At 57.0% G+C, this 23,333-nt stretch carries 22 protein-coding genes; 14 read left to right on the top strand and 8 right to left on the bottom strand.

The features are described from left to right. Positions 1-147: 147 nt before the first annotated feature. Positions 148-1,323 carry an ROK family transcriptional regulator gene (locus tag ACNT1W_RS13750; protein ID WP_012145026.1) on the bottom strand — a complete coding sequence of 392 codons (1,176 nt, stop codon included), beginning with the start codon at positions 1,321-1,323 and terminating at the stop codon, positions 148-150. Positions 1,324-1,423: 100 nt separating this feature from the next. On the opposite strand from ACNT1W_RS13750, the gene ACNT1W_RS13745 reads away from it, so the two are divergent. From ACNT1W_RS13745 to ydfG, 8 genes are all read left to right on the top strand, one after another. Then, a complete protein-coding gene (locus ACNT1W_RS13745) occupies positions 1,424-2,674 on the top strand; it encodes an extracellular solute-binding protein (protein ID WP_419245701.1) in 1,251 nt (416 codons plus the stop codon). A gap of 9 nt (positions 2,675-2,683) precedes the next feature. Next, positions 2,684-3,592 carry a carbohydrate ABC transporter permease gene (locus tag ACNT1W_RS13740; protein WP_419245700.1) on the top strand — a complete coding sequence of 303 codons (909 nt, stop codon included), beginning with the start codon at positions 2,684-2,686 and terminating at the stop codon, positions 3,590-3,592. Continuing rightward, a complete protein-coding gene (locus ACNT1W_RS13735) occupies positions 3,582-4,421 on the top strand; it encodes a carbohydrate ABC transporter permease (RefSeq protein WP_419245699.1) in 840 nt (279 codons plus the stop codon). Before ACNT1W_RS13740 ends, ACNT1W_RS13735 begins: the two co-directional genes overlap by 11 nt. A gap of 19 nt (positions 4,422-4,440) precedes the next feature. After that, complete coding sequence (locus tag ACNT1W_RS13730; protein ID WP_012145022.1) at positions 4,441-5,394, top strand: carbohydrate kinase family protein; 954 nt, start codon at positions 4,441-4,443, stop codon at positions 5,392-5,394. Then, a complete protein-coding gene (locus ACNT1W_RS13725; RefSeq protein ID WP_112362750.1) occupies positions 5,394-6,473 on the top strand; it encodes an ABC transporter ATP-binding protein in 1,080 nt (359 codons plus the stop codon). The genes ACNT1W_RS13730 and ACNT1W_RS13725 overlap by 1 nt, the downstream gene beginning before the upstream one ends. A 201-nt stretch (positions 6,474-6,674) precedes the next feature. Beyond that, on the top strand, positions 6,675-8,114 hold the full coding sequence (locus ACNT1W_RS13720) for an MFS transporter (protein WP_419245698.1): 1,440 nt from the start codon (positions 6,675-6,677) through the stop codon (positions 8,112-8,114). 96 nt (positions 8,115-8,210) lie between these two features. Continuing rightward, positions 8,211-8,732: a GNAT family N-acetyltransferase gene (locus ACNT1W_RS13715; protein WP_012145019.1), complete on the top strand. Its 522-nt coding sequence runs from the start codon at positions 8,211-8,213 to the stop codon at positions 8,730-8,732. A gap of 189 nt (positions 8,733-8,921) precedes the next feature. Continuing rightward, on the top strand, positions 8,922-9,671 hold the full coding sequence (gene ydfG / locus ACNT1W_RS13710; protein ID WP_112362747.1) for a bifunctional NADP-dependent 3-hydroxy acid dehydrogenase/3-hydroxypropionate dehydrogenase YdfG: 750 nt from the start codon (positions 8,922-8,924) through the stop codon (positions 9,669-9,671). A gap of 35 nt (positions 9,672-9,706) precedes the next feature. Here ydfG and ACNT1W_RS13705 read toward each other — a convergent pair whose 3' ends face one another. Further along, positions 9,707-10,033, bottom strand: coding sequence for a YnfA family protein (locus ACNT1W_RS13705; RefSeq protein WP_012145017.1), 327 nt, complete (start codon positions 10,031-10,033; stop codon positions 9,707-9,709). Between the two features lie 148 nt (positions 10,034-10,181). Between ACNT1W_RS13705 and ACNT1W_RS13700 the strand changes: the two genes are divergently transcribed. Together ACNT1W_RS13700 and ACNT1W_RS13695 are read left to right on the top strand one after the other, a co-directional pair. After that, positions 10,182-10,550, top strand: coding sequence for a DUF1283 family protein (locus ACNT1W_RS13700; RefSeq protein ID WP_012145016.1), 369 nt, complete (start codon positions 10,182-10,184; stop codon positions 10,548-10,550). Positions 10,551-10,640: 90 nt separating this feature from the next. Next, positions 10,641-10,940, top strand: coding sequence for a DUF1161 domain-containing protein (locus ACNT1W_RS13695; protein WP_017892728.1), 300 nt, complete (start codon positions 10,641-10,643; stop codon positions 10,938-10,940). A gap of 39 nt (positions 10,941-10,979) precedes the next feature. Here the strand turns inward: ACNT1W_RS13695 and ACNT1W_RS13690 are convergent, their stop codons facing one another. Further along, positions 10,980-12,467: an MDR family MFS transporter gene (locus ACNT1W_RS13690; RefSeq protein WP_012145014.1), complete on the bottom strand. Its 1,488-nt coding sequence runs from the start codon at positions 12,465-12,467 to the stop codon at positions 10,980-10,982. Between the two features lie 274 nt (positions 12,468-12,741). Between ACNT1W_RS13690 and clcB the strand changes: the two genes are divergently transcribed. Continuing rightward, positions 12,742-14,022 (top strand): voltage-gated ClC-type chloride channel ClcB, encoded by a 1,281-nt coding sequence (clcB, locus tag ACNT1W_RS13685; protein WP_012145013.1) that lies wholly within the window; start codon positions 12,742-12,744, stop codon positions 14,020-14,022. Here clcB and bioD read toward each other — a convergent pair. The 3 genes from bioD to ACNT1W_RS13670 form a co-directional block, all read right to left on the bottom strand. Then, positions 14,019-14,690, bottom strand: coding sequence for a dethiobiotin synthase (bioD, locus tag ACNT1W_RS13680; protein WP_012145012.1), 672 nt, complete (start codon positions 14,688-14,690; stop codon positions 14,019-14,021). The two genes, clcB and bioD, sit on opposite strands and share 4 nt — an antisense overlap. A gap of 151 nt (positions 14,691-14,841) precedes the next feature. Next, positions 14,842-16,059, bottom strand: coding sequence for an ROK family transcriptional regulator (locus tag ACNT1W_RS13675; RefSeq protein WP_017892723.1), 1,218 nt, complete (start codon positions 16,057-16,059; stop codon positions 14,842-14,844). Positions 16,060-16,198: 139 nt separating this feature from the next. Further along, positions 16,199-17,107 carry a LysR family transcriptional regulator gene (locus ACNT1W_RS13670; protein ID WP_112363835.1) on the bottom strand — a complete coding sequence of 303 codons (909 nt, stop codon included), beginning with the start codon at positions 17,105-17,107 and terminating at the stop codon, positions 16,199-16,201. Positions 17,108-17,252: 145 nt separating this feature from the next. Here ACNT1W_RS13670 and ACNT1W_RS13665 point away from each other — a divergent pair, with 145 nt between their 5' ends. Together ACNT1W_RS13665 and tus are read left to right on the top strand one after the other, a co-directional pair. Beyond that, positions 17,253-18,518 (top strand): MFS transporter, encoded by a 1,266-nt coding sequence (locus tag ACNT1W_RS13665; RefSeq protein ID WP_375190084.1) that lies wholly within the window; start codon positions 17,253-17,255, stop codon positions 18,516-18,518. Between the two features lie 154 nt (positions 18,519-18,672). Then, positions 18,673-19,611 carry a DNA replication terminus site-binding protein gene (gene tus / locus ACNT1W_RS13660; RefSeq protein WP_419246871.1) on the top strand — a complete coding sequence of 313 codons (939 nt, stop codon included), beginning with the start codon at positions 18,673-18,675 and terminating at the stop codon, positions 19,609-19,611. An 84-nt stretch (positions 19,612-19,695) separates the two neighbouring features. On the opposite strand, the gene fumC is transcribed toward tus, so the two are convergent. Together fumC and ACNT1W_RS13650 are read right to left on the bottom strand one after the other, a co-directional pair. Continuing rightward, positions 19,696-21,093 carry a class II fumarate hydratase gene (fumC, locus tag ACNT1W_RS13655; RefSeq protein ID WP_115184753.1) on the bottom strand — a complete coding sequence of 466 codons (1,398 nt, stop codon included), beginning with the start codon at positions 21,091-21,093 and terminating at the stop codon, positions 19,696-19,698. A gap of 253 nt (positions 21,094-21,346) precedes the next feature. After that, positions 21,347-21,700 carry a hypothetical protein gene (locus ACNT1W_RS13650; RefSeq protein WP_419245697.1) on the bottom strand — a complete coding sequence of 118 codons (354 nt, stop codon included), beginning with the start codon at positions 21,698-21,700 and terminating at the stop codon, positions 21,347-21,349. 453 nt (positions 21,701-22,153) lie between these two features. Between ACNT1W_RS13650 and manA the strand changes: the two genes are divergently transcribed. Further along, positions 22,154-23,332, top strand: a complete 1,179-nt coding sequence (manA, locus tag ACNT1W_RS13645; RefSeq protein ID WP_115184972.1) for a mannose-6-phosphate isomerase — start codon at positions 22,154-22,156, stop codon at positions 23,330-23,332. Position 23,333: the final 1 nt, after the last annotated feature.

Here is a 23,333-nt window from a genome sequence, read left to right as displayed (position 1 = left end):
AAAACTCACCTCACAATAATCCGAATCAATAAAAATAAGCAGAAAATAAGCAAACGGTTGCCTTTAAATAGCAACCGTTTGCTTATATTGAGCTAATGGTGAGCCTGCACCAATAACGGGCAAGAATACAAATCGGGGGAATGAAATTTATGACTTCAATAACACTTCATAGCGCGGGTTAAATTCATCAAACAGCGGTAACGCGGCCGCGCCTAATGCGGCGGTATCCGCGCCGGTAGTCCCCAATCGAACCCGCAGACCGTCGAGATATTTGCTGCGCACCGACCGGTGCAGCGGCGCCAGGCGCTTGATCAACTGTTCTACGATACTTTCCGGCATCAGCCCGCCAATAATCACCGCTTCGGCGTCAAACATACACTCAATAATATTGATCGCCTGGCGTAACGCAGGCACCGCCGTATCCAGCCAGGCGTCGATCTGCGGCTGCGGTAGCGTCAGCAGGTCTTGCGGCATGGCGCGCATCGGATCCAGCCCGCAACTCTCGTAGGCCGCCTGCAACGAGACATAACGCTCCAGACACCCCTGGTTGCCGCAGTAGCAGGCCCGCCCACCCGGTTGCACAATCATGTGGCCGACTTCACCAGCATTGTGCGCATGGCCGGTATAAATTCGGCCATCGGTAAAAATCCCTGCCCCAAGTCCGGTCCCGAGATACAAATAAATAAAGGAATTAAGCTGCCTGGCTACGCCGTGCAAACGCTCGCCGATAGCGGCCACGGTAGCATCGTTTTCCAGCGTCACCGGCAGGCCACTTTGCGCGTTAAGTTCAGCCACCACATCGATATTTTCCCAACCGTTAAGCGTGGTCGGCCCGACCGACGAGATCCCTTCCACGCCAAACGGCCCCGGCATCACTACGCCGATGCCCAGCATTTTTCTCCAGCTCAGATCCGGCTGCTGGCGCATTTCTTGCAGTACATCACAAATCAGTTTCAAGGTGGCAGCAGGTTGCGGCTTTTGCACCATAATCAGCCGGTGGAAACGAACGCTGCCTGAGAGATCAACCACGATGATCAGCAGTGACTGGTGATCCAGATGGATACCGATGGAATAAGCGCTATCTGGATTCAGGGTCAACGGCGTGGCCGGTTGACCTCGCCCACCGGCACGACGCGGCAGGTGCGAGGAGAGAATACCGGCCTGTTCCAGTTCTGTTGCAATGTTTGAAACGGTTTGCGGCGTCAGTGAGGTCAGCCGGGCAATTTCGGCACGGGTCAGTTCACCGTGCAGACGGATAGCCTCTATCACTACGCGCCGGTTGTGTGCACGAGCATGTTCAAGGTTAGTGCCGGAAGTCGTCATAACTGCCTATGCAGAAAGGGAAATCGTCTTTGCAGTATGGTGCCCTCCAATAAAGCAATCAAATTGATTTAAGAATCTTTTTAACACCGGAGAACGCACAATGAAAAGCCATACCCTTGCCGCTACGGCAGTCTGTACCCTGTCGCTCCTGGCGCTCAGCCTGTCATCTGCCTATGCCGCCCCGACTCAAATTAACGCGTTGTTTATGACCCAGGCGGCGTACAGCGAAAATGATATCCGTGCCATGACCGCCGATTTTAGCAAGCAGCACCCGGACATCACCGTTAACCTGGAGTTCGTTCCTTACGAGGCGCTGCACGATAAAATCGTCGCGGCGCGCGGTGCCGGCAGCAACGGCTACGATGTGGTGCTGTTCGACGCCATCTGGCCGGCAGAATTCACCAAGTTCGGCCTGCTGCAGGACGTGACCTCGCGCATCAGCGCCGACGACAGCGCCAAAATCTTTGCCGGCGCCATGACCACCGTCACCTATAAGGACAAGCGCTGGGGCATGCCGTGGATCCTCGACACCAAATACCTGTATTACAACAAAGCCATGCTGGCCAAGGCCGGGATTGCCGCCCCGCCGAAAACCTGGCAGGAACTGGCGCAGCAGGCAGAGATCCTGAAGCAAAAAAACGTGGTCAAATACCCGCTGGTATGGAGCTGGTCACAGGCCGAGGCACTGGTTTGCGATTACACCACCCTGGTGTCTGCCTATAAGGGGCAGTTTATCCAGCAGGGGAAAATCACCTTCTCCAGCCCAGGTTCACGGCAGGCCGTCGACTATATGAAAGCGTCGCTGGACAAGGGGCTGACCAATCCGAACTCCCGCGAATATCTGGAAGAGGACGTGCGCAAAGCGTTTTCCAACGGTGACGCGGCCTTCGCCCTTAACTGGACCTACATGTACAACATGGCCAACGATCCCAAGCAAAGCAAAGTGGCCGGTGACGTCGGCATCGTGCCGGCTCCGGGATCGGTGGCGGGTCAGGTCTCTGCGGTTAACGGTTCGATGGGGTTGGGCATCGCCAAGGCCAGCGCCCACCCCGATCAGGCCTGGCAATACATCAGCTACATGACCTCACAGCCAGTGCAGGACAAATACGCCAAACTGAGCCTGCCGATCTGGAAATCGTCTTACGACGATCCGGCGGTGCAGAAGGGTCAGGAGCCGTTAATCGCCGCCGCCAAACAGTCGTTGAACGTGATGCTGTCGCGCCCTGAAACCGCCGATTACTCTCGTTTGTCCAACGGACTGCAACAGGATTTGCAGCAAATTCTACAGGGCAAGGTAACGCCGCAGGCCGGGCTGGATGCGGCTACCCAAAGCGCTGCGCGGCTGCGTTAAGCGATGACGATGCTCACTTTACCTCAACGTGAGCGGCGTCAGGCATGGGTGCTGCTGGCACCCATGCTGCTGATGATGCTGCTGTTAACCGCCTGGCCGCTGGCACGCACCCTGTGGCTGAGCTTCACCGATGCGGCGCTGGTGGGCGACGGCGTAAGCCCGGCCTGGGTCGGTACGGATAACTTTTTTTACGCTCTGACCGACCCGGACTTCCAGGCCGCACTGGGGCGCACGCTGTATTTCACCCTGGTTTCGGTGGCGTTCGAAGGGGTGATCGGCGTGCTGGTGGCGCTGCTGCTCAACCAAAAATTCCACGGCCGTAATGTTCTGCGGGTGCTGGTTATTTTGCCCTGGGCGCTACCGACCATCGTCAATGCCACCATGTGGCGGCTGAATTTCAACCCAGATTACGGCAGCATCAACGCGCTGTTAACCCAGCTCGGGGTGATTGACCACTACCGCAGTTGGCTGGGTGACCCGGCGTCGGCGCTCAACGCGGTGATGCTGGCGGATATTTGGAAAAACTACCCGCTGATTACCCTGCTGACGCTGGCGGCGTTGCAATCGATCCCGGACGATTTGTACGAAGCGGCGCGACTGGACGGAGCCTCTGCCTGGCGGCGCTTCCGGGCCATCACCCTGCCCGCCATTCTGGCCCCGCTGGCGGTGGCGTTGGTGCTGCGTACCATTGATGCCTTCAAGGTGTTCGACATCATTTACGTGATGACGCGCGGCGGCCCCATGGACAGCACCAAGACCCTCAGCTTCTTCGTTTACCAGGAGTCGTTCAGCTATCTGCGGGCCGGCAGCGGCGCAGCCTACGCGGTATTGATGACCTTGCTATGCGGCCTGCTGATCGCGCTGTACATGCTGATGCTGTTCCGTCAACGCAGAAGGAGCCTCGCCGATGAAGCGTAAAATCCGCCTAGTATTGCGCTACGCTGCCGCATTGCTGCTGGCGTTGTCGATCCTGGCGCCGATGCTGTGGCTGTTTCTGATGAGCGTCAGTTCCTCGGCCGATCTGACCCGCATACCGCTGGAATGGCTGCCGCGCCACTGGGATTTTTCGCGCTACGGCAGCCTGCTTTCATTGCAGCCCGGCCAGCCGGGTGCCCTGTTCCTGCATGCGCTGTTCAACAGCCTGCTGGTGGCCTGCGGCGCTACGCTGATTTCGCTGTTGCTGGCGATCCCGGCGGCGTTCAGCTTCTCGCGTTATCCGGGACGCGACGGTTGGCTATTCGCCAGCCTGGCCATTTATATGGTGCCACCGGTGGCCTTTGTGCTGCCGCTGTACTTTATTTTGCAGCAGTTGGCGCTGCTGAACACCCATATCGGCCTGGTACTGGTCTACTGCTCGCTGATCCTGCCGTTCCTCACCTGGATGCTGAAAAACCAGTTCGACGCCCTGCCAATAGACATTGAACAGGCCGCACGGCTGGACGGACTGCGTCAGTGGCAGGTGCTGCTGCGCATTACCCTGCCCTTGGCCACACCGGCACTGGGCGCTTCTGCGCTGTTTGGCTGGCTGCTGGCCTGGGACGAATTTTTCTACGCGCTGCTGTTCACCAGCAATATTCAGGCGCAGACGCTGCCGGTGACCATCGCCGGTTTCACCGCCGGGCGCGCCACCGATGACGGGTTGATCGCCGCCGTCGGCATTCTGGCCGCCATTCCACCTCTTTTTATTGCCATCTGGCTGCAAAAAACGCTGGTTAGCGGCTTAACCAGCGGTGGCAGCAAAGGCTAATTTACTCAGGGAAATTAACATGATGAGCACCAATACCCGGCCCACGCTGTACGTGGTGGGCAATATCAACGTCGATGTGATCATGAGCACCTTGCAGCAGTGGCCGCAAAAAGGCACCGAGGCGATGCTGGATCACAGCGAACTGCGCCCCGGCGGTTCGGCCGGTAACTGCGCACTGGCGCTGGCGGCGCTGGAAACCCCTTACCGACTGGTGGCCAATCAGGGCAACGACTATTTCAGCCCCTGGCTGGCGCAACTGTTCCCGGAAAGTTCGCTGTACTGGCCGACCTACAGTTGCGAAACCTCGCTGACCTTCGGTGTCACCCACCCCGACAACGAGCGCACCTTTTTCAGCAATCAGGGCCATATCACTCGCCTGAGTCAGGACGACGTATTGCATCAGATCCCGCTGTTTGCCGGTAATGGCGACACCATTTTGCTGTGCGGCACCTTCCTGTGTACCACCCTGTTGGCGGAATACCCGGCGCTGCTGCAAACCCTGCGCCAGCGCGGCTATCGCATCGCGGTTGATACCGGTTGGCCACCGCAGGGCTGGAGCGATACGCTGCGGGGGCAGATCGCCGACTGGCTGCCGTTCTGTGACATCCTGTTGCTCAATGAAGTGGAAACCTGCGGCATGGCAGGTCATGAAGATTTGTACACCGCCGCCCGGACGCTGAACCGGCAACAGCCGGCCGACGCCGCCTGCGTGGTGAAATGCGGCCCGGACGGCGCACGCATGTGGTGCGGCGAACGGCAGTTGCAGGCGGCGGCACATCCGATCAAGGTGGTCGATACCATAGGTGCCGGCGACAGTTTTAACGCCGGTTTCCTGAGCGCTTGCCTGCACGGCCATTCGGCTGCGGTAGCGCTGCGTTGGGGCATTCGCGCCGCCAGCCACGCCATCAGCAGTTCGCCACGCCAGTATCTGGACTGGAACACGCTGAAAACCTGCGCCGGAGAAATGGTCTGATGGCAAGTGTCGAACTGGTAAAAGTCGCCAAATACTATGGCAAGCAGCGGGTGCTGAATCCGTTGGATCTGACCATCCCCGACGGCAGCTTTACCGTGCTGGTTGGCCCGTCCGGCTGTGGCAAGTCCACCCTGCTGCGGCTGCTGGCCGGGCTGGACACGCTGACCGAGGGGGCGATCCTGCTGGATAAGCAAAAGATTAACGATCTGGATCCGGCCGATCGCGATATTGCCATGGTGTTCCAGAGCTATGCGCTCTACCCACATCTGACGGTGGCAGAAAACATGGCATTTCACATGCAGGTGATGAAGGTCGCCAAAAGCGAACAACAGGCCAAGGTCCAGCAGGCGGCGCGCATTTTGGCGATCGACCATCTGTTGCAGCGTTATCCGAAAGAACTGTCCGGTGGCCAACGCCAGCGAGTGGCGATGGGCCGTGCCATGGTGCGTAACCCGAAGGTCTTTTTATTCGATGAACCACTGTCCAACCTCGACGCCCAGTTGCGGATGGAGCTGCGCGCCGAGATTAAATCACTGCATCAGCAGTTCAAAACCACCACGGTGTATGTCACCCACGACCAGATCGAAGCGATGACGCTGGCCGACCAAATCGTGGTGATGAAAGACGGCAATATCGTGCAGCAAGGCAAGCCGCTGGAGATCTACGATGCGCCCGCCAACACCTTTGTGGCGCGTTTTATCGGCTCACCGCCAATGAACCTGTTGGCAGGCATCGTCACGCCGCGTGACAATCTGCCCGGTGTGGCCTGCGGTGAATTGTGGCTACCGCTGCCGGCCAAGTGGCGCTTGGCGACGCCCGGCAGCCAGGTGATCCTCGGGCTGCGTCCGCATGATTTCCGTTTAGTGGAAACCAGCCAGCAGCCTGCCGCTACCTTGCGCCTGATGGAGATCACCGGCGATGTCAGCCTGCTGCACCTTACCTGGGGCGGTTATCGTCTGCATGTCCAGCTCAGCGGGCGGGTTAATGCCGAAAGCGGTCAGCCGCTGTGGCTGATGCCCAATACCGAGGCGATCCACCTGTTCGACGCCGCGACGGGGCAACGATTGAGTGAAAATTGAGTCGCTGATAATGCGCGAAGACCAAACCGGCCAACAACGTTGCGGGCGCTATTGCTGCGCCCGCTAATTATCACCTTCTTAACCTCTTTTTAACCTCTGTGTGATGCGCTATGCTCCAAAACTCTGCCAGCGTTAACATTTTTGAAACGAGGTTTCTGTCATGCCTGCATGCTGTTTTTACTCCGCCCGGCGCACTCAGCCATGAGTTTTTTTTCACGCGCCAGCGCGCTGCCGCTGCTGGTGGCGGGTGCCTTCTTTATGGAAAACCTCGACGCCACGGTGATTGTCACCGCCATGCCGCAGATGGCGGCGGCCTTCGGCGTAAGGCCGGTGGACATGAACATTGGTATCTCGGCTTACATTCTGACGCTGACGGTGTTTATTCCTGCCAGTGGCTGGATTGCCAACCGCTTCGGCGCCCGCAATATCTTTGCCGCCGCGGTGCTGATTTTTACCCTGGCATCGGTGCTGTGCGCCGTCAGCGTTAACCTGCCCACCTTCACCGCCGCCCGGATTCTGCAAGGCTTCGGGGGTGCGCTGATGGTGCCGGTGGGTCGCCTGGTGGTGCTACGTAACACTGCCAAACCGGATCTGATCAAGGCCATTGCCACCATTACCTGGCCAGGGCTGGTAGCCCCAATCCTCGGCCCGCCGGTCGGCGGTTTTATTACCACCTACGCCTCATGGCATTGGATCTTTATTCTTAACGTGCCGCTGGGTATCGCCGCGCTGTGGTTGGCCTGGCGGCTGATCCCGCAGGAAGCGTCGCAGAAAGGAGTGCCTTTTGACGCGCTCGGCTTCGTATTGACCGGCATCGCCTGCTTCGGCTTGATGTTCGGTCTGGATTTGATCAACCACCCGCAACTGTCCTGGCTGGTGCCTGCGCTGTGTATTCTCGGCAGCCTGGCATTAGGCACACTGGCGGTTCGTCACGCCAAACGCACCGAGTACCCGCTGATCAATCTTTGGGCGATGCGAATCAAAAGTTACGCCGTCACCATTTGGGGTGGCACGCTGTTCCGCATCGCCATTGGCGCCGTGCCCTTCCTGCTGCCGCTGCTGTTCCAGATCGGTTTTGGCCTGAACGCCTTCGACGCCGGGCTGCTGGTACTGGCGGTTTTTGCCGGGAATCTGGTGATGAAGCCGTTTACCTCGGCGGTGCTGTACCGTTTTCGCTTTCGCACCACGCTGGTGGTCAATGGCTTGTTGAACGCAGCCACTATTTTCGCCTGCGCGCTGTTGACGCCACAGACCCCGACCTGGCTGATTCTGGCGCTGCTGTTCGTCAGCGGGCTGACGCGGTCCATGCAGTTCACCGCGCTCAATACGCTGGCGTTTTCCGAAGTGCCACAGCCACAGATGAATGGTGCCAACACGCTGTTCAATGTGTCGCAGCAAATGGGCAGCGGGCTGGGTATCGCCATCGGTGCACTGGCCCTGCGGCTGGCAGAGATGCTGATGCCGCAATCGGGCGAGCGCATCCCCCTGGTCGATTTTCAGTGGGCATTTGTGGTCATCGGCGTGATTGCCCTGCTGGCCGTGGTTGACTGCTTTACCCTGAACGCCAACGCCGGCAGCGAGGTTCGCCAGAGAAAACCGGCCGCCACGGTGCCAAACTCCCCCCAACGATTGCAAAAATAAGTCGCATCTGCCGCCAATCAACGTAATATCGATGATCCGCCCCGTTTCACCGGTGCGGATTTTTGCCGTTTTGGCCTGAAAAGCGAGGTAATAATAATGATTCACAGTGACCTTTCTCAGTGCCGCGTGAATACCGACCGGTTGTTGATTGCCCCTTTTACCGCAGCAGACGCCGACGATGTTTACCAGGCGATCACCCCTACCTTGACGCGCTTTATGAACTTTGAGCCCGAGGAGTCGCCGGAAGCCTTTGCCAACGTTTGGCAAACCTGGCTGCCGCTGATCCGCGAAGGCGAGGAAATGATTTACATCGCCCGCCTGCGCGACACCAAACAGTTTGTCGGCATGGGCGGCGTGCACGATCTTTACAACACCACGCCTGAACTGGGCATCTGGGTGAAAGAGAACCTGCACGGCAATGGTTATGGGCGCGAAATCGTGCACGCCATGGCGGTGTGGGCAAGCGAACGTTACCATCCGCGCCACTTTATCTACCCAGTGGCCGAACAGAATACGCCAAGCCGACGTATCGCCGAATCTCTGGGCGGCGTAGTGGCCGGCCGACGTGAAAACACCAAATACGACTGCGTGGTCTATCACATACCCCCGCAGCTATAACTGCTATCCCCAGGGCCGGATCGACCGGCCCACAGTTCGTCATCACCTATGTTAACTGTTGAAAAAACCGCCCGTCTGGCAGCAGCGATGGCGGTTTTTCAGTGTGGAAGCCGATAACCACTGCCACTTAAAGTGGGATTATGCTAATGCTAGTAGCATGTAGGGTAAAAACAGTTGAGGAACAGCAACATGATCATTTTTGTTACGGGTGCCACATCCGGATTTGGTGAGGCCATTACACGGCGTTTTATCCGCGAAGGCCATCAGGTGATTGCCTCTGGCCGTCGTATCGAACGTCTGGAAGAGTTGAAAGACGAGCTGGGTGAAGCACTGCATATCGTCCGCCTCGACGTGCGTAATCGCGCGGCCATTCAGCAGGTGATTGATGAGCTGCCGGCAGCGCTGCGCCACATTGACATACTGGTCAATAATGCCGGGCTGGCGCTGGGTCTGGAGCCGGCGCACAAGGCCAACGCCGACGACTGGGAAACCATGATCGACACCAACACCAAAGGCCTGGTGAATATGACCCGCGCCCTGCTGCCGGACATGGTCGAACGCAACATTGGCCACATAATCAACATCGGCTCGGTCGCAGCCAACTGGCCGTATGCCGGTGGCAACGTTTATGGCGCAACCAAAGCCTTCGTCAAACAGTTCAGCCTCGGTCTGCGTGCCGATCTGCACGGTACCCGCATCCGTGTGACCGATATTGAGCCGGGCCTGGTAGGCGGCACCGAATTTTCCAACGTGCGCTTTAAAGGCGACGACGGCAAGGTGGATAAGGTCTACGACGGTGCCAATGCGCTGACGCCGGAGGATATCGCCGAGTCCGTGTTCTGGGTCGCGACCCTGCCGGCCCACGTCAACATTAACTCTCTGGAAATCATGCCGGTCAGCCAATCCTTTGCCGGGTTGAATATCCACCGCGAGTCTTAATCCTGAGCGGCAGGGCCTGTCCCTGCCGTCGTTTCTCAGGCCGCGCGCCAGCCGGAAACGATAATCAACATGCCGGCCAGGGCCACGCCGGCCCCTAACCAGTCCAGCGCTGATAGTTTCACTCCGTCTACCACCCGCAACCACAATAGCGCCGTCGCCACATAGACCCCGCCATAGGCCGCGTAGACCCGCCCACTGGCTGCCGGGTGCAGCGTCAACAACCAGACAAACAGCATCAGACTGGCCGCTGCCGGCAACAGCAACCAGGCACTGGCGCTTTTTTTCAGCCACAAATAGGGCAAGAAACAGCCGATGATCTCGGCCAGTGCGGTGGCGAAAAATAACAGGGTGGTCTTTAACATCGGGGAAACTTTCTCTCTGTAAACTAAACAAGGCCGTGCTTGACTGGTGCAGTCCGACAGCGCGATGGTATATTTATCCACACGCCTGCGGGCGCGGTAAAGCCAGTGTTGCCGTTATCAGGCAACACTAACTCATAAGGATGAAACGATGAAAACACTTTCGACTCAACGACTGCTACGCGGGATGCTGCCGGTCGCCATGCTGATGCTGATGGGGGCCTGGCAGGCTCCGGCACTGGCCGCCAGCTGCACTCAGGGCAGCACCTGCGTTACCGTCGATGGCAGCAACAGCGGTGCCATGAGTACCGAAGCGGCCCGTCAGAGCAAACAGCAGTTTAACGATACCAAATCCCTGCGCAATAAGGTTAACACCCGCGTGGAGAAAGAGTTCGACAAGGTAGACAAGGCGATTGACAGCGAAGAGCGCTGCGATGATAGCCTGAACGTCAATGCTTACTGGGAACCAAACACCCGTAAATGTCTGGATCGCCAGACCGGTCGTCAGATTAATCCTTAATCTGGTCGCAGCAAGACGGTGGCCGTTACTCTTCGCCACCGTAGCTGCTATCCTGACAAAGTAAGCCCATTTTCAAATAAGGACGAATGGATGAAAAAAGCGCTTATTCTGGGTGCACTGCTGATGGCCGCTGCGCCGTTGGCCGCTCTGGCCTCATGCGAAAGCGTGAAGGCAGACATTTCGCAGAAAATCGTCAAAAACGGCGTGCCTGAGTCTGGTTTCAAACTGGATATCGTGCCGAACGATCAGGCCCAACAGGCCGGTGGTCTGGTAGTTGGCCACTGCGAAAATGACACGCAGAAGATTGTTTATACTCGCCTGGGCAACGGCGATGACAATGGTGACGCGGCTCAGACCGGCACCAGTCAGGATACCAAAACCTCGCAATAGTTTCCGCTCAGGGCGCTCAGTGCGCCCTTTCCTTTTTATTTAAGCCTGTTCCGCCTCTTCCCCCTCACCCTGTGGCCTGTGCCGCGCCGGGATCAGCATCGCCGCCGCCAGTGCCAGCAATGACAACAGTGCAGAAACCAAAAATACCCAATGCAACGAAGCGGCAACCTGCTGCGTCATCTCCGCCAGTATTTCTGGCGTCATCGCGCTACGCGCAGCCGGTTCCATCAGTTGTTGTACCGGATCGGTCGTTTGCGGCAAACGAAACTGCAAGTTGATGTTCAGCGTTGCGCCCAAAATGGCGGTACCAATGGCCGAACCCATCATCCGGGTAAACACCGTGCAGGCGGTGGCAATGCCGCGGATGCTGTGGTGAGCCGCGTTCTGCACCGAAACCAGAAACGTGGTGTTGCACAACCCCATACCGGCACCGACCATAAACGCCGCCACCCGGCCCCACAATAAGCCGCCGGTCGGCTGCAGCAACAACAGAATCAGGCCGCCGGCCAGTAATAACAACGCTCCCAATAGCGCCGTGGTGCGATAAGAAGTCATCAGCATCAGTCGACCGCTGAAGGTACTGGCCAGCGGCCAGCCAATCGACATCAGCGCCAGCGTGGTACCGGCCTCCAGGGGCGTTCCGCCCATCACGCCCTGAATAAAGGTCGGCAGAAAGGCGCTGATGCCCATCATCGCCGCGCCAATCACCAGGCCGCCAATATTGCCGGCCACGATCACCCGGCTTTGCCATAACGCCAACGGAAACAGTGGCTCCGGCGCTCGTCGTTCCTGGCGGATCAGCAACATTAGCGAGACGGCCGCCAACGCCAACAACGGCAGCACCCACCAACCGAGATTTTCTGCCTGCAGCAGTGACAGCAGCAGCGCGGTAACAAACAACGTCAGCCAGGCGGTCCCCGCCAGATCCAACGCGTGTTCGCGCACCTGCTGACGGGAAGGCAGATAACGAGCCAGGAAAAACATCGCCAACAGGCCGATCGGCAAGTTGACCCAGAACACCAACGCCCAGGGCAAATGCTGGACGATAAACGCCCCCAGCAAGGGTCCAATAATCGCCGACACACCCCAAACGCTGGAAATATAGCCCATCACCTTGGGCCGCTCGGTAGGGCTGTAGATATCACCAATAATGGTGGTCGCGGTTGGCATAATCGCCCCGGCCCCCAACCCCTGCAGCAGACGAAAACCGATCAGCCAGTACATGTTCGGCGAGAAACCGCACAGCACCGAACCCAGTAAAAACAGCGATGCACCAAAGAAAAATACCCGCTTGCGCCCCAGCAGGTCCGCCAGCCGACCATATATGGGAATAGTGATGGCCTGCGCCAATAGATAGACCGCGAATACCCAGCCTAACAGGGAAAAACCACCAAGATCTCCGATGATGGTTGGCATCGCCGTGGCGACAATGGTCGCTTCTATGGCCGACATAAACATCGCCAACATGCAGGCAATCAGGATTAAGGGGCGATGAGCGATCGGGGCTGATGCATCGTTATTTGTCATAGAGTTATTACAAACCGTGGATTCTTGTTTGCCTTAAATTATACCAGCCGAATTAGAGCTTGCCGTTACCGGTGTCTATTTCCCTGTTTTTACTGATTATAAACGCACCATTTGAACAGAAAGTGACATCGTAACACAAAGCCATCTCGTGGCTCGTCGTAACGAATAAACCGCGAGCCTGTCTGCGGATTTGTAAAGATTCTCTGGTCTTCGGCCGGGGTGGCAAGCACAATGCTCAGCGACCCTTTCATTTTTCTCACGATTTTACTGACGCATGAAACGATTGGTCCACCTGCACCACTATCGCGCCCTGCTGCGCCGCCTGTTTATCGCCATCTTTCTTGGTATTGCCGCTGCGTTGGTGGTTTGGCTGTTTCACCGTGCGATGCTCGGGCTGGAATGGTTATTGCTCGATCATGAAGACGGCAGCCTGGTGGCCGCGGCCGCCGCATTGCCTGGCTGGCGCAGAGCGCTGACCCCTGCGTTGGGTGGGCTGGCGGCAGGCCTGCTATTATGGGTTTATCAGCGCTATCAGCACCAGCGGCAGGTTGCTCCCACTGATTATATGGAGGCGATCGAAACCGGTGATGGCCGCCTGGACGTCAGCGCCAGCCTGGTGAAATGCCTGGCCTCACTGCTGGTAGTCTCCAGCGGCAGCGCTATCGGCCGCGAAGGCGCGATGATCCTGCTGGCAGCATTGGTAGGTTCCGTCTTTGCCCAGCGCTTCACCCATGAGAAAGAGTGGAAACTGTGGGTGGCCTGCGGTGCCGCAGCCGGTATGGCCAGCGCTTATCATGCCCCACTAGCCGGCAGTCTGTTTATCGCCGAAATTCTGTTTGGCACACTGATGCTGGCCTCACTGGGTCCGGTGGTGATTGCCGCCGTCAGCGCCCTGCTGGTGACCAATCTGCTCAACGGCGGCCAGGCGCCGCTGTATCTGGTAGAGCCGCTGCCCGCCCCCTGGCCGGTGCAATATCTGTTGATGGCACTGCTCGGCGTTTTAGCCGGGGTCTGCGGCCCGTTGTTCCTTTGGGCAATGTCTTCTTCCGGTCGCGCATTCCGTTCGCTACGGCTAAAACCACCGCTGCAATTGGCGTTAGGGGGGCTGATTGTCGGGCTGCTGTCGCTGCTGTTTCCTGAGGTATGGGGCAATGGCTACAGTGTGGTGCAGGCGCTGCTCAGTGCGCCGCCCGGCGTATTGCTGGTAGGCGCCATTCTGATCTGCAAGTTGCTGGCGGTGCTCGCCAGCAGCGGATCCGGTGCGCCTGGCGGTGTGTTCACACCCACGCTGTTTGTCGGAGCGGCGCTCGGTTCGTTAGTTGGGCAACTCTGCGCCATCTGGCCGGAGTTGGGCAGTGCGGTACCGATTCTGATGGCGTTAACCGGCATGGCTACGCTTTTGGCGGCCACCACCCACGCGCCGATTATGGCTGCGCTGATGGTGTTCGAAATGACCGGTGAATATACCCTGCTACCGGGGATCCTGTTGGCCTGTGTGATCGCCACCACCGTCTCACGCGGTTTACGTTCGGTGTCGGTCTATCACAACGCCTAACGGTTTAGCAGTGGAGAGATATCCAGATAACGTGCCAGTTCCCGCTGTTCGGCGCGTGGCAGATAAGGTATTTCACCCAGCAGCGGCGCAGGAATGCGTTGCTGCATCGCATCGATAGTTTCGGCGTAATGTGCCAGCCCCGGATTGATGCGGTTCGCGACCCAGCCCAGCAGCGGCAAGCCGTCATTAATGATCGCCTGCGCCGTTAATAAAGCGTGGCTGACACAGCCCAGTTTGATCCCCACCACCAAAACCACCGGCAGTTGTTCCTGAATGACCCATTCGGCGTAAGGCCGCATATCGTTCATCAACACGCGCCAACCACCGCTCCCTTCCACCACCACGGTATCGGCTTTGGTGGACAAATGTTGCAGCCCACTGCTCATCACACCGTAGTTGGTTTCCTTGGTAGGTTGCGCGTGAAAGACTTCTTCCAGACAGGTAATGGGATTAATTTCCTGATACGACAGCGGCATGGTCGAAGATGCCTGCAAAACCAAAGCGTCTTTATTGCGAAGACCTTCGCTGGTTTCCTGACAGCGCGCAGCGACAGGTTTATAGCCGGCCACAGAACGGCCCTGCGCAGCAAGCGCCTGTAATAAAGCGCGGGAAACCACGGTTTTACCGACATCGGTATCCGTACCTGTAACAAATAAACGCGTTAACATGACTTAATTGCCCCGAGATGCACCGTTAACCAAAAAGTCGCCAAGAATGTGGCGAAAGCGACGAACGGGAAAAGTCTAGAGGATGCCGGGGAGACGGGGCTTGAGGTAGCTCAACCTTTTGTCGTTAAACGATAAGAATTGCTGATTGGTATTAGCCTTGCAGCAACTGCACCAGCAGCGAACCGTTGTATAGCGCTTCTTTCACCAGTGCCGCGCCGGGCATAGTGCCCTTATTGAAGAACTGAGTGGACTCCACCTGCACCTGCTCACTGTAGGCCGGCAGCGACTGCTGACGTATACAGGAGGCAATGGCTGGATGCAGAATTTCTGCTGCCCGGTTCAGCGGGGAACCGACCAGGATTTTTTCCGGATTAAACAGATTAACCATGATCGCCAGAATGCGGCCCACGCTGTGCCCCACCCCAAGGATAATGTCTTTCGCCAACTGGTCACCCGCCAGCGCCGCATCACACAGCGACTCGACCGTCAGCGGCGCACCGTGCAGACTGGAACTCATTGATGTACCGAGGCGCGAACGGGCAATTTCCAGCATATTCTCGATGCTGGCGACGGTTTCCAGGCAACCGTGATTGCCGCAGTAACAACGTTTGCCGTAAGGATCGACCTGAGTATGGCCAATCTCCACCACGCTACGGCTGCCGGCATGCAGCACCCTGCCACCGGTGATCACCCCAGCGCCAACGTTGTGGTCGATCACCACCTGAATCACGTTTTGGCTGCCGCGCGATGCACCGTATAAGGCTTCGGCCATGGTCCAGGCGCTGATGTCGTGCTGCAGGTAAACCGGCAGACCGGTACGCGTTTCCAGCGCCGGGCCTAACGGCATATCCTCGACATCGTAAAACGGCATGCGGTGTACCACGCCGGAAATCGCGTCAACCATGCCCGGCAGCGTAATGGCGATCGCCGTCAGGCGTTCAAGCTTGCTTTGATGGCGGATAAAGAACTGGTCGACTTCAGCAAGAATGCGTTTTAACAATGGATCGGGATGTTCAGCAGCCAGTGGCAACAACTCTTCCACCACCAGTTTGCTGCTGATATCGCGCAGCGCCAGCGTAATGGTGCCACGGCTGATGCGTGCGGAAAGGTAGTGCCAGGCTTCGGTGTCCAGCACCAGCCCAACCGCCGGACGGCCACGGCTGCCAACTTCCTGGAACTCGGTTTCTTTAACCAGGTGGGCTTCCAGTAGTTCGCGTACGATTTTGGTGATGCTGGCGGGGGCGAGCTGCGCCCGTTTTGACAGTTCGATGCGCGAAATTGGGCCCAGTTGATCGATTAGCCGATAAACTGCCCCTGCGTTTGTTTGCTTGATTTGATCGATATGCCCAGGCTGCCCAACAGCAATCACAAACCTGCTCCTACTATTTTTCGCGCTTCTAAATAAAGACTATCGGCTATGGTGGGGCTTTTGTAATACAGCGTCAACTATTTGATTCGTTATGTGATTTGCTGCACAAATTCACCCCACTTTCCCTGCGGAATGCGTTTTATTTGCCCAGTTGGCTTTCAGGCAACAGTAACGCCATCAGGGATTTGGCCGCTGCCGTCAGAGGGCGTTGGCGATGATGTACCAACCAAACCTCGGTCATCGCCTCAGGCTCCGCCAGCGGTAAATATTGCACGCCGTCGATTTTAACCCGCGCGAAAGACGCCGGCAGAATCGAGATGCCCAAGCCGGAGGAGACCAGGCCGATAATGGTCATCGCCTCACCAACTTCCTGGGTGATATAAGGGGTGATACCCGCTTTGGCCAGCAGCGACAAGATCTCGTCATGCAGCGCGGTTCCTACTTCACGCGAGAAAAAGACAAAGGGTTCTTCCGCCAGATGTTGGAAGCGCAGCGTACCGGGTGCCACATGGGTTAACGGATGCCCTTCCGGTACCACCGCCACCAAGGGTTCACACAGTAAAAGCTGATGCTTTAATACGTCCGGTAAGCGCGTGTTGCGCATCACGCCCAGATCCAGCTCGCCATTAAGTAAGGGTTCGATCTGCTGCTTGGTGTTCACTTCGCGCATCTTGATATGCACCTGTGAGTGCTGCTGACGAAAAGCTCGCAGGCTGCGCGATACCACGCTGATAAAGGGGGCCGAAGAGGTGAAACCTATGGTCAATTCACCCAGTTCGCCACGTTCCAACCGCGCCGCTTTCTCGGCAGCGCGACTCACCTGATCAAGCACCTGATAGGCCTCTTTCAGAAACATGTCTCCCGCCTGCGTCAGGCTGACATTGCGGTTGTTGCGCGCCAGCAGGCGTGCGCCGACCATTTCCTCCAGCGCCTGGATTTGCTGGCTAAGCGGCGGCTGAGAGATACGCAGACGTTCTGCGGCCCGACCAAAATGCAACTCTTCCGCCACGGCGACAAAATAACGCAGATGCCTCAATTCGATATTCATACTTTAAAAGTCTCAATTTTAATTATTAATATATTAGACAAAAAACTGGCCCCTCCCTATGATTTTGTTAACTCATAATGTGTTGATATATACCCTAGTTCGGTAAGGAAAAACTGTGACAACCCCTGTGCGTTCTGCGGCCGGTATGCCGTCGACGCTGGCCGCCAACGACGATGCGGCTGCTGCGCCAAAAACCCGACGCTCCACCCTTAGCAAACTTCCCTACATCGAACGCGGAACGCCGCAGTTTATGCGCGTTACTTTGGCGTTGTTTTCCGCCGGCCTGGCCACTTTCGCCTTGCTGTATTGCGTGCAGCCGATCCTGCCGGTTCTGTCTCAGGACTTTGGCATCTCCCCGGCGGAAAGCAGCCTGTCGCTGTCAGTTTCCACCGGGCTATTGGCGATCGGCCTGATGTTTACCGGCCCGCTGTCCGACGCCATCGGCCGTAAATCAGTGATGGTGGTGGCGCTGCTGCTGGCGGCTATTTGCACCCTGATTTGCGCCTTTATGACCAGCTGGCATGGCATTCTGCTGATGCGCGCTCTGATAGGTCTTTCACTAAGTGGCGTCGCCGCCGTTGGCATGACCTACCTGAGCGAAGAGATCCATCCCAGCTTTGTCGCCTTTTCGATGGGGCTGTATATCAGCGGTAACTCCATCGGCGGCATGAGCGGCCGCCTGGTGACGGGGGTACTGACCGACTTCTTCTCCTGGCGGGTATCGCTGGCGGTGATCGGCCTGTTCGCGCTGGCCGCTGCCTGCATGTTTTGGCGTATTTTGCCCGAATCAAAACATTTTCGTGCCAGTTCGCTTCGCCCGCGCACCCTGCTTATTAACTTCCGCCTGCATTGGCATGACAAAGGCTTACCACTGCTGTTTGCCGAAGGTTTTCTGCTGATGGGCAGTTTTGTCACCATGTTCAACTATATTGGCTATCGCCTGCTGGCGGATCCTTATCACCTCAGCCAGGCGATAGTGGGTTTGTTGTCGGTGGTGTATCTGACCGGTTCCTACAGTTCGCCGAAGGCCGGAGCCATGACCTCCCGATTTGGCCGTGGGCCGGTACTGTTGGCTTCAACCCTGATTATGCTGATCGGGATCCTGATTACCGCGCTGGCTCCGGTAGCGGTTATTTTCATCGGCATGATGCTGTTCACCGCCGGTTTCTTTGCTGCCCATTCGGTTGCCAGCAGTTGGATTGGTCGCCGCGCGCGCCGCGCCAAGGGCCAGGCATCTTCACTTTACCTGTTCTGTTATTACGTGGGTTCCAGCGTCGCCGGTACCCTCGGCGGCGTGTTCTGGCACAGTTTCGGCTGGAATGGCGTGGTGGCCTTTATCAGCGTGATGCTGTTGTTGGCCCTGTTGGTCGTGCACTACCTGAAGAAATTGCCGGAAGCGGCCCGCGTTTAACCCCTGCCTTACCGCCTGCCTCTCGTGCAGGCGGTAACCCCCTTAAACCGCTACCAGGCTGGACTACTCGGTATCCCTGCTCACACTGCTGCCGATGTTGCCCTTTCGTTTGCTACTCTCTTATTGTATGTTGTAACTAAAATGGGAGTGCATGATGGATAAATACGATTTAATAGGTAGGATGAATGCTTGTTTCAGCGAACTGGAACAGGCACTAACGGGCCTCCACCAGCAGATCCTGCCATTGCGCTTGCTGGCTGGGCGGGTGTTTAGCCTGCCCGAAATAGAGAAAGGCAAGGAACATGACGCGGTGGCGCAGATTGCCGTCGAACAGCATGTTGGCCTGGCCGCACGCGATTTGGCGCTGGAGCACTATCAGCGGCTGTTTATCCATCACAACAAGCACAACATCAGTAGCAAAGCGGCAGTGCGCCTGCCCGGTGTCATTTGCCTGGCGGTGGAGCAACCGGAATACCTGGCGCTGCAACAGCGAATTGCCCTGATTAACCGGCTGAAGGCCGAACTGGAACAGATCATCACCGTCGACTCCGGCCTGGCACCGGAGCAACGCTTTGACTTTGTCCACACTCACCTGCATGGCTTAATCACCCTTAGCGCCTATCGTAGCCTCACCCTTTTAACCAATCCGGATTCGGTGCGTTTTGGCTGGGCCAACAAGCATATTATCAAGAACGTGAAACGCGACGATATTCTGGCTCAATTGGAAAAAAGCCTGAAAGCCGGACGCGCGGTGCCGCCCCATAATCGCGAACAATGGGCCGAACTGGTGAGCCGTGAGATCGACGATGTCAGTCGCCTGCCGCAGCAGACGGTGCTAAAAATCAAACGGCCGGTAAAAGTGCAACCCATCGCCCGGGTGTGGTATCAGCCGCAGCAAAAACAGGTGCAGCACCCCTGCCCGCTGCCGCTGATTGCCCTGTGCCAGGTTGAAAACGGTGCTCAGGTGCCAAAAATTGGCGAATTGCTCAATTACGACGCCGCGGCGGTCAAACATAAATACAAACCCGATGCCAGACCGCTGCGGCTGCTGGTCAAACGACTGCATTTATATACCGACGTTCCCGATCGCTAAGGCTGCACACTCGCAGACGATGACCATCCGGCCTCAATAAAAAAGGCTTACCTCAAGTAAGCCCTTTGCCACTGGTGCTATCAATTACTTCTTCATGCTGCCGACCATATCTTCCGGGCGCACCCACAGGTCGAATTCCTCTTCGGTCAGGTAGCCCAGCTTCAGCGCCGAGGCTTTCAGCGTCAGGCCTTCCTTGTGCGCTTTCTTGGCGATTTCTGCCGCTTTGTCATAACCAATATGGGTATTGAGCGCGGTCACCAGCATCAGTGACTCATTCAGCAACTGGCTGATGCGGTCACGGTTAGGTTCGATACCCACCGCACAGTGCTCATTAAAGCCCTGCATTCCGTCGGCCAGCAGGCGAATGGATTGCAAATAGTTGTGGATCACCATAGGTCGGAACACGTTTAACTCAAAGTTGCCGGAAGCGCCGCCGATATTCACCGCTACGTCGTTGCCCAGCACCTGCGCGCACAGCATGGTCATCGCTTCGCACTGGGTTGGGTTGACCTTGCCCGGCATGATGGAACTGCCCGGTTCGTTTTCCGGAATCGAAATTTCCCCGATGCCGCAACGCGGGCCGGAGGATAACCAGCGTACATCGTTGGCAATTTTCATCAGCGAAGCCGCCAGCCCTTTCAGCGCGCCGTGGCCGTGCACCAACGCGTCGCAGGTGGCCAGCGCTTCAAATTTGTTGGGTGCGGTAACGAACGGCTGCCCGGTCAGGTCAGCCAGCGCCTTGGCAACGCGAACCGCGTATTCCGGATGGGTATTCAAACCGGTACCCACGGCGGTACCGCCCAACGCCAGTTCACTGATATGCGGGATACTGGCTTCAATGTGCTGCAGATTATGCGCCAGCATGGCTGCCCAGCCGGAAATCTCCTGGCCGAGGGTCAGCGGGGTCGCGTCCTGCAAATGGGTGCGGCCAATTTTGACGATATCGCGGTAGGCCTCTGCCTTGTCGCTCAGGGTTTTATGCAGCACTTTCAGTTCGGGGATCAGGTGCTCACGCACCGCGATCACCGCGGCCACGTGCATCGCGGTTGGGAACACGTCATTGGAACTCTGGCTCTTGTTGACGTCGTCGTTCGGATGCACTCGACGCTCTTCGCCACGGACCCCGCCCAACAGCTCACTGGCACGGTTGGCCAACACTTCATTCATATTCATGTTGGTCTGGGTGCCTGAGCCGGTTTGCCAAATCGACAAGGGGAATTCATTGGCATGTTGATCCGCCAGCACTTCATCGGCGGCGCTGATAATGGCATTGGCACGCTCGGCAGGCAGTAAACCCAGGTCCATATTCACGCTGGCCGCCGCGCGTTTGGTCAACGCCAGCGCATGGATCAAGGCGGTCGGCATCTTTTCAGAAGAAATACGGAAGTGCTCCAGAGAACGCTGAGTTTGCGCCCCCCATAGCCGATCGGCCGGCACTTCAATCGGGCCCATAGAGTCTTTTTCAATACGAACGGCAGCCATCACGATCTCCTTAGTACAATTCCTAAAAATGTACGATTACGCCAACGCGCTCATGCCCGCCGGCACACCCCAACCAGTATAGTGACATAATAACTATTCGCATTAAGAGAGTTGGCTCACAGCATTTTTTCTCCATATGTCCCGTTTATTGTACGGCCATTATTGGCTGGTGAATTTTCTCGCTCCGCAAGATGAACATAGGTAATAAAAAAGCGCCGTCTGGCGCTCTGATTATTTATTTTCAGTCAGAAGATTAATGGTGATATTGATTATAGGCATTAATTCTCTGGTCCTGCAGATGATTGATTTCATCATAAGCGTCCTGACGTTCATTATGGCGATAGACCCCCGCCCCCACTGCACCGACAGCAGCGGCAACCGGGTGAGCAACCGGTGTTGCCACCACCGGCGCAGCAGACACCACGACTGGCGCCGGCGTGACTACCACAGGCCGCGGTACTACCACCACCGGACGTGGCGCTACGATCACCGGTCTTGGCGCTACCACCACCGGCCGGGCAATCCCATACCCATAGGCATGAGTGACCACCACGGCCGCATTGGCCCCGGAAGTACAGAGCAACAGGGCCAGTAACAATTTTTTCATCATCGCCTCAGTATTAATAATAATTAAATGGGGTTATAGGCGAGCACTGTATAGCGGCACTGCCCATTAAATTTAGCTAGCCGTGTGGTTGCCAATAGAAACGGAATAATTATGATGAGAAAGATATTCAGCCGGTAATAATTCAATGCAAAAAACACAGTTTGAAATATGCAGCAGTGATATGGGCCAAAATATTCAGACCTTCACTTTCTGCCAAAAGATATATTCAACGGCAAACACATTGGCGTTTTTTTAAACTCTATTTACTCCGTAGTCACCGAAGGCCCAATTGTGACGGCGGTTGCTATCACGTTATACTTTGCCGGCCTTGGGCCACTTGTTTGATCGCGCCCCGCTTCCACGCCACAGTTCGCGTGTAGGATAAGGCGCACAAGGTTTTTAACAGTCAGCTACTACCGCCCCTGGCGGCGAACGCAAAGGATGTTTATCAAGATGCAAAAAATGACCAACGCAGTGCAAAACTATGCATGGGGCAGCCACGACGCGTTAACCCGGCTTTATGGCATCGCCAACCCACAAGGGCAGCCGATGGCGGAGCTGTGGATGGGCGCTCATCCGAAAAGCAGCTCCCGTGTGGCCGGTGCCGACGGTAATTTGCGCTCGTTGCGCGACGTGATTGATGAAGATCAGCCCAAACAACTGGGTGCCGACGTTGCCCGCCGCTTTGGTGAGTTGCCATTCCTGTTCAAGGTGCTGTGTGCCGACCAGCCGCTGTCTATTCAGGTGCACCCAAGCAAATCGGCCGCAGAAACCGGTTTTGCCAAAGAAAACGCCGCCGGTATTCCCCTGGACGCGGCTGAACGCAACTATAAAGATCCTAACCACAAGCCGGAGCTGGTGTTCGCCCTGACGCCTTTCCTGGCGATGAATGGCTTCCGCGAACTGTCCGACATTGTTTCCCTGCTGCAGCCGATCGCCGGAGCCCATCATGATATCGCCGCCTTCCTGCAACAGCCGGATGTCAGCCATCTGTCGTCCCTGTTTGCCAGCCTGCTGGCGATGAGCGGCGAACAAAAATCGCTGGCGCTGGGCGTGCTGAAGGCCGCACTGAATAACCAACAGGGTGAAACCTGGGACACGATTCGCTTTATCGCCGGTTTTTATCCGGACGACAGCGGCCTGTTCTCGCCGCTGCTGCTGAACGTGGTACAGCTCCAACCGGGTGAAGCGATGTTCCTGTATGCTGAAACGCCGCATGCCTACCTGAAGGGTGTAGCGCTGGAAGTAATGGCTAACTCGGACAACGTGCTGCGTGCCGGTCTGACACCTAAATTCATCGATATTCCAGAACTGTTAGCCAACCTGCAGTTCCGTCCACAGCCGGCATCCGGCCTGCTGACCCAGCCGCAAAAGCGCGGTGACGAACTGTTCTTCCCGATCCCGGTTGAAGACTTCGCCTTCTCACTGCATGACCTTTCCGCCGCCCCACAGGCGCTGGCGCAAAATAGCGCGGCCATTGTGTTCTGCGTTGAAGGTGAAGCGGTATTAACCAAACAGGATCAGCAACTGGTGCTCAAGCCGGGTGAATCCTGCTTTATCGGCGCGTTCGAATCGCCGGTCAGCGTCAGTGGCAGCGGCCGAATCGCCCGCGTTTATAACCTGTTGTCGTAAA

The sequence above is a fragment of the Serratia sp. NFX21 genome (assembly GCF_048517035.1).
GTDB classification, from domain to species: Bacteria; Pseudomonadota; Gammaproteobacteria; order Enterobacterales; family Enterobacteriaceae; genus Serratia; species Serratia quinivorans.
The sequence above is the reverse complement of the archived record's forward strand: the minus strand, read 5'-3'. Positions and strand labels throughout refer to the sequence as shown.